Raw genomic sequence first — 6,683 nt, forward strand, 5'->3', positions numbered from 1 at the left:
TCGCACGTGAAGCATGAGCCTCTGGTGTCCCGACGGGACCGGCGCTTCACGGAGGACAAACCAGAAGACAAGGATTGAGCCAAGATGGCTATGCCTGAATTTACAATGCGCCAGCTTCTTGAATCCGGTGTGCATTTCGGTCATCACACCCGCCGCTGGAACCCGCGTATGGCGCCGTTCCTGTTCGGTGTGCGCAACCAGGTTCACATCATCGACCTGCAGCAGACCGTCCCCATGCTGGACCGTGCGCTCAAGGCGATCCGTGATACCGTTGCAGGTGGTGGCCGCGTGCTGTTCGTCGGCACGAAGCGCGCCGCGGCCGACCAGATCGCCGAAGCGGCCAAGCGCTGCGGCCAGTATTACGTCAACCATCGCTGGCTGGGCGGTATGCTGACGAACTGGAAGACGATCACCGGTTCGATCAAGCGCCTGCGTGGCATTGACGAGATGCTGGAAAATGGCACTCAGGGCCTGACCAAGAAGGAAGTTCTGGACATCACGCGTGACCGCGAGAAGCTGGAGCGGTCGCTGGGCGGGATCAAGGAAATGGGCGGCCTGCCGGACATCCTGTTCGTGATCGACACGAACAAGGAAAAGCTGGCGGTTGAAGAAGCGAACAAGCTGGGCATTCCGGTCGTTGCGGTCCTCGACAGCAACTCCGACCCGCGTGGCGTGACCTATCCCATCCCGGGTAACGACGACGCCATCCGCGCGATCGCACTGTATTGCGAACTGGTGTCTGGCGCGGTGCTGGATGGTATTTCGGCTGAACTCGGCGCTTCGGGCGAAGATTTTGGCGCGGCTGAAGAACTGCCCGTCGATCCCGCGATCGAAGTGGCCGCCACCGAAGCCACGGCAGAGGCGCCTGCCGCTACCCCTGCGGTCTGAGTGACCAACCGGCATGTGGTCCCATGGGGCCGCGTGCCGGACGGGTCGATATACGACCCGGCCTATACCGGATACAAGGACGCGCCCTGCCGACGGCAGGGCGCATGCCTGTCGTAAGGAGATACAGATAATGGCGGCAATTACCGCAGCTCTGGTCAAGGATCTTCGCGAGAAGACCGGCGCCGGCATGATGGATTGCAAAAAGGCGCTGACCGAGGCGCAGGGCGATATCGAAGGCGCGATCGACTGGCTGCGCAAAAAAGGTCTTTCGGCTGCGGCCAAAAAGTCCGGCCGTGTTACTGCGGAAGGTCTTGTTGGTGTTGCATCGGCCCCGAATGTCGCCGCCATGGTCGAAGTGAACGCGGAAACCGATTTTGTCGCGCGTAACGAACACTTCCAGGGCTTTGTGGCCGAAGTGGCCGAAGCGGCGTTGAAGGTTGGTGAAGACCTTGAAAAGCTCAAGGGCGCTGTTCTGAAGAGCGGCCGTACGGTTGCTGACGAACTGACGCACCTGATCGCCACCATTGGCGAGAATATGTCCATCCGTCGCGCGCGTGTCCTGAAGGTGCCGTCGGGTGTGGTTGCGACCTACATCCATTCCGCCGTCAGCCCCGGCCTGGGCAAGATCGGCGTGCTGGCAGCGGTTGAAGCCCCCAGCGCCAGCGAAGCGCTTGAAACGCTTGGCCGCCAGATCGGCATGCATGTTGCGGCAACCCGCCCGGCGTCGCTGGATATCGACGGCGTCGATCCGCAGTCGCTGGAACGCGAGCGCGCGGTGCTGGTGGAACAGGCAAAGGCATCGGGCAAGCCTGATGCGATCATCAACAAGATGGTCGATGGCCGTATCCGCAAGTTCTATGAGGAAGTGGTCCTGCTGGAACAGGTGTGGGTGCATGACGGCGAAACCCGTGTTCGTGCCATTGTTGAAAAGGCTGGTGCGAAGCTGATCGGTTTCGAACGCTTCCAGCTTGGTGAAGGCATCGAAAAAGAAGACAACGACTTTGCCGCCGAAGTGGCAAAGGCCGCTGGTCACTGATTTTCTGCCGGATTTTTGCGGCATGACTGAATGGGCGGGAGCTTCCTGATGGAATGGGAGGCTCCCGCCCTTGTGCTTTCTGCGGTGCCTTACGGCGAAAGCAGTATGATCGCCCATGTCCTGACGGGGGAACATGGTCTTTATCACGGCATGGTCCGTGGCGGAGGGGCGCGGCAGGGCCGACCGGTCTGGCAGGCTGGAAACCTCATTACCGCCCGATGGAATGCACGCCTGCCAGAGCAGCTTGGCAGCCTGCGTGGCGAACTGGTTCATGCTTCTGCCGCGCGGGTGCTGGAATACGCGCACCCCCTGGCCATGCTTGCATCCCTGTGTGCGCTGGCCGATAGCAGCCTGCCGGAACGGGAGCCTCATCTTGCGGTTTTTGAGGAGCTGACACGGCTTCTGGCCCGTATCAGCCTTGAGCCGGCAGAAGCCGAACGGTCGGGCATGGCGGCCCTGATACGTTGGGAAATGCTTTTGCTTTCCGATCTTGGCTTCGGGTTGGACCTTTCATGCTGCGCTGTCAGTGGGCAGGCCGATGATCTGGCGTGGGTCTCCCCACGCAGTGGACGTGCCGTCAGTGATGGGCATGCGGGGCAATGGCGCGATCGCCTGTTGATGTTGCCACCCTTCCTGCTGGATCCGACGCAGGATGGCACCCCTGAACAGTGGTTGGCTGGGTTGCGGTTGACGGGGCATTTCCTGGCGCGTGACGCCTTTGGTCAACGCCATCGCCCGTTGCCTGCCGCGCGTATCCGGTTGCTGGATATGGTGGGCAGGATGGTTGAAAAGAGTGATATATCCCACCAGCCGGAGCCGGGGATTTAGTTTTACTGAATTGAGGCATTGGACAATGCCGCCGTTTTCGCTATCTGTTCTTCCGGTGCTGGAGGAATTTTCATGTCTGTCGATGTCACGCGTGGTCATGTTGAGAATACAAAACTCGTTGACGCGCTGAGCGAACGCTATCTGGCTTATGCGATGTCCACCATTATGTCGCGTTCCCTGCCGGACGTGCGCGATGGGATGAAGCCGGTCCATCGACGCATGATTTTTGCCATGCAGCAGTTGCGCCTTGATCCGACATCGGGGTTCAAGAAATGCGCCCGCGTGGTCGGCGATGTCATCGGTAAATACCATCCCCATGGTGATGCTTCGGTTTACGAAGCCCTTGTGCGGCTGGCGCAGGATTTCGCAGTCCGCTATCCGCTGGTGGAGGGGCAGGGGAATTTTGGTTCCGTGGATGGCGATAACGCCGCCGCCATGCGGTATACCGAGGCACGGCTGACAGAAGTTGCCAAGGCGCTGCTGGAGGGCATCAACGACGACAGCGTTGATTTCCGTCCCACTTATGATGGCGAGGAGCATGAGCCCGTCGTCCTGCCTGCGGCATTCCCGAATCTTCTGGCCAATGGTGCGGCAGGAATCGCGGTGGGCATGGCCACCAGCATTCCCCCCCATAATGTGGGGGAAATCTGCGCTGCCGCCATGTTGCTGATCCGCGACCCGGATGTGACGGTTGCGAAATTGCTGGAGGTCATGCCAGGTCCGGATTTTCCCACAGGCTGCATGATTGTGGAAGATCGCGATGCTATTGCCCGCGCCTATGAAACGGGGCGTGGCAGCTTCCGCATACGTGCGCGTTGGGAGGTGGAGCAGGGGCGTTTTGGCACATGGCAGATCGTAGTGACCGAAATCCCGTATCAGGTGCAGAAATCACGCCTGATCGAACAGGTCGCGGACCTGATGGAGCAGAAGAAGCTGCCTTTGCTGGGCGATATTCGTGATGAAAGTTCTGCTGATATCCGGCTGGTGCTGGAACCCAAGTCACGTGGTATCGAACCCGAGGTCCTGATGGAGACCATGTTCCGGGCAACGCAGTTGGAAAGCCGGTTCGGCCTGAACATGAACGTGCTGGGCGCAGATCAGGTCCCTGGCGTGCGCAGCCTTAAGGAAGTGCTGCAGGCGTGGCTGGACCATCGTCATGACGTGCTGGTGCGGCGCACGCGCCATCGGTTGGATGCGGTGGACCGGCGGTTGGAAATCCTTGACGGGTTTCTTGCAGTCTACCTCAACCTTGATGAGGTTATTCGCATCATCCGGGAGGAAGATGACGCGCGCGCATCCCTGATGGCGGCTTTTGACCTGAGTGAGCTTCAGGCGGAATCGGTGCTGAACATGCGCCTGCGCAGCCTGCGCAGGCTGGAGGAAACCGAGATCCGCAAGGAACATGCTGCCCTGACGGAGGAGCGTGCGGGCCTGCTGGCGCTGATGGAAAAGGAAAGCCTGCGCTGGAAGCATATTACGTCCGAGATCAAGGGGATACAGAAGAAATTCGGGGGCGGAACGCTTGGCGCGCGCCGTAGCACGCTGGCGGCGCCACCAGCAGAAGTCGATATTTCCGCGGCCCTGCCGGTCGAGCGTGAGCCACTGAGTGTTATTCTGTCACAAAAAGGGTGGATCAGGACTGTGCGCGGGCATGGTGTTGATCCCGAAGCCCAAAAGTTCAAGGAAGGTGACGGGCTGCGCCTGATCGTGGAATGTCAGAGTTCCGACCGGTTGTGTTGTTTTGCCACCGATGGCCGTGCCTTTACGCTACGTGCCGCTGATCTGCCGCGCGGGCGCGGGGATGGTCAACCGCTGCGCCTGATGATCGAACTGTCGAACGAGGAGGATATTATCACGATCTTCCCGGTGACACAGGATGCGCGTCGTCTTCTCGCCTCAAGTGCAGGGCGTGGCATGATTGTGCGTGAAGAGGACATGGTCGCGGAAAAGCGAACTGGAAAGCAGGTATTGAATCTCAAGGAAGGTGAGAGCGCGCAGGTCTGTGCTCTGGCACAGGGGGATCATGTTCTGGTTATCGGCAGCAACAAGCGCATGCTTGTCTTCGCATTGACGCAGTTGCCCGAAATGACCCGGGGCCTTGGGGTGGCCTTGCAGAAATATAAGGAAGGGCACCTGCGTGATGCCGTGGTGTTTGCAGGGGATGCGGGGGTGGCATGGCCCGATCCGCAGCGCGTACGGACCCTGTCTGACATGAAGGAACAGATGGGAAAACGCGGTGACATGGGACGCCCGGCTCCAGCATGGGCTATGCGCAAGCCGCGCAAACCCGACTGAGGTCAGGCATTAGGAAGAGCGGATTTGAAACACCCCATTAATAGGGAGTTGTAAAAATTCAGGTGTTAGCTTGTTTTTTTAATGCTGTGTCTTTTCAGCTTTAAAAAAGCTTCGCCTGAAACTTTGAGGCTTCCAGTGGGGTGCTGATCCTAATTTTTCAAACACCCTCTTGCTCATTTTAACATGGGGGGCATGAGATAGGGCAGTGATGAGGGGCTCTGGTGGCAGCCTCGTGCGCTGGGCAGCGACAAACGCACCTGATGGGATCATGAGCAGAGCATACTGATCGCAAATGGCGTGGTAATATCAGGTCATCTTCGTGCCAGAAGCGGTTATAATCGGAATAATGGGGTATTCGACCTAGGTGGCAGTGTAGACCACTGCTATCCGAACCAGAGCAGGCCACGCGACTGAAGTCAGCGATATGACGGAGTTTCAGGTAGAGTCGCTGGGTCGTGGCATATGTTTTTGACAGCCGCCATGCTCGGTATCCTGCCAAAGCATAAATGACTCATTTCTGTCAGTTAGAGACTGTTTGAAAAGTCAGGATCTATAACATCCTGACATTATAAATATTTTTCTGAATCTTTTCCTGCAAAACTTCAGAAGCCACCGTCTTTTTGAAAAAAAGAGGGCACCCAGAAACTTTTCTTATTTTTATTGATGATTTGTTTTCAAGTAATCTTTTATGGATGCGTTAAAAATCGTCCTCCACAATGCTGCCTTTGCTGCACAAGACTGCATCTGGAAATTTTTATGCTTGATCAGGCATCCTTGCGCGCTGCGATCAGGAATTCGCGGTTGCCTTCTGGTCCGGTAATGGGGCTGGGTTCAATTCCAAGGACTGACCAACCCGGCAGGGAATGCCACCAGTCATGGATCATTGTGCATACGGCGTCATGGATGGCAGGGTCACGTACCACTCCCTTCGGGCCAATGGCCTCGCGACCGGCTTCGAACTGAGGCTTTATTAACGCAATTGCCCAGGCCCCCTGTGCGCACAGGTCGATGGCCGCAGGCAGGACAGTCCGCAAGCCGATGAAACTCGCGTCGCAGACCAGTGCACCTATATGATCCGGGATTACTTCGGCATTCAGGTGTCGTGCGTTGCATTTTTCCAACACGACAACCCGTTGGTCATTGCGCAGCTTCCACGCAATCTGTCCATGTCCCACATCAACGGCATAAACTCTGTCTGCACCATGGGTCAGCAGCACGTCTGTAAATCCGCCCGTGGAGGCACCTACGTCAAGGCAGGTCAACCCCCGGGGTGAAAAGCCGAAATGTTCCAGCCCATGCGCCAGCTTGATGCCACCACGTGATACCCAGGGATGATCCTGCCCCTTGACCGTCAGGGGGACGTCCTCGGCTAACTGGTCCCCCGGCTTGTCGATACGGCGGTTGGGCGTAAAGACCAGACCGGCCATGATGAGGGCCTGTGCACGCGTGCGCGTTTCAACCAGCCCCCGGTCAACCAGCATCTGGTCTACGCGCCGTTTTGCCATCTTGCCCTCCGTTACCTGATCCGGGTTGCCCGATCAGGCCATCTGCTGCGATGGGGAACGTCCCAGCGCACCAAGGGCCGTATCCACGATCGCCTGCGCATCGAGGCCGGCCTCGTGATATTGGGCGGTCT

The 6,683-nt window shown here is 58.3% G+C and carries 5 protein-coding genes; 4 read left to right on the top strand and 1 reads right to left on the bottom strand.

Annotation, left to right across the window (positions count from 1 at the left end; all coding sequences use genetic code 11):
• Positions 1-84 precede the first annotated feature (84 nt).
• The 4 genes from rpsB to parC all read left to right on the top strand — a co-directional run bounded on the left by rpsB (position 85) and on the right by parC (position 5,047).
• On the top strand, positions 85-888 hold the full coding sequence (gene rpsB, locus B7G66_RS00690; RefSeq protein WP_040510824.1) for a 30S ribosomal protein S2: 804 nt from the start codon (positions 85-87) through the stop codon (positions 886-888).
• Between the two features lie 130 nt (positions 889-1,018).
• Positions 1,019-1,924, top strand: a complete 906-nt coding sequence (gene tsf / locus B7G66_RS00695; protein ID WP_003620248.1) for a translation elongation factor Ts — start codon at positions 1,019-1,021, stop codon at positions 1,922-1,924.
• A 48-nt stretch (positions 1,925-1,972) separates the two neighbouring features.
• A complete protein-coding gene (gene recO, locus B7G66_RS00700; protein ID WP_040511983.1) occupies positions 1,973-2,752 on the top strand; it encodes a DNA repair protein RecO in 780 nt (259 codons plus the stop codon).
• 72 nt (positions 2,753-2,824) lie between these two features.
• Positions 2,825-5,047, top strand: coding sequence for a DNA topoisomerase IV subunit A (gene parC, locus B7G66_RS00705; protein WP_003620243.1), 2,223 nt, complete (start codon positions 2,825-2,827; stop codon positions 5,045-5,047).
• Positions 5,048-5,811: 764 nt separating this feature from the next.
• Here parC and B7G66_RS00710 read toward each other — a convergent pair.
• The gene (locus tag B7G66_RS00710; protein ID WP_003620241.1) at positions 5,812-6,552 is read right to left on the bottom strand and encodes a TlyA family RNA methyltransferase; all 741 of its coding nucleotides are present in this window, start codon (positions 6,550-6,552) and stop codon (positions 5,812-5,814) included.
• Between the last annotated feature and the right edge of the window lie 131 nt (positions 6,553-6,683).

Source organism: Novacetimonas hansenii JCM 7643, from assembly GCF_000964405.1.
In the GTDB taxonomy this organism is placed as follows: Bacteria; Pseudomonadota; Alphaproteobacteria; order Acetobacterales; family Acetobacteraceae; genus Novacetimonas; species Novacetimonas hansenii.

Excerpts from the sequence above, each read along its gene's own strand:
- rpsB (WP_040510824.1), top strand. The coding sequence starts at position 85 with ATGGCTATGCCTGAATTTACAATGCGCCAGCTTCTTGAATCCGGTGTG.
- tsf (WP_003620248.1), top strand. The coding sequence starts at position 1,019 with ATGGCGGCAATTACCGCAGCTCTGGTCAAGGATCTTCGCGAGAAGACC.
- recO (WP_040511983.1), top strand. The coding sequence starts at position 1,973 with ATGGAATGGGAGGCTCCCGCCCTTGTGCTTTCTGCGGTGCCTTACGGC.
- parC (WP_003620243.1), top strand. The coding sequence starts at position 2,825 with ATGTCTGTCGATGTCACGCGTGGTCATGTTGAGAATACAAAACTCGTT.
- B7G66_RS00710 (WP_003620241.1), bottom strand. The coding sequence starts at position 6,552 with ATGGCAAAACGGCGCGTAGACCAGATGCTGGTTGACCGGGGGCTGGTT.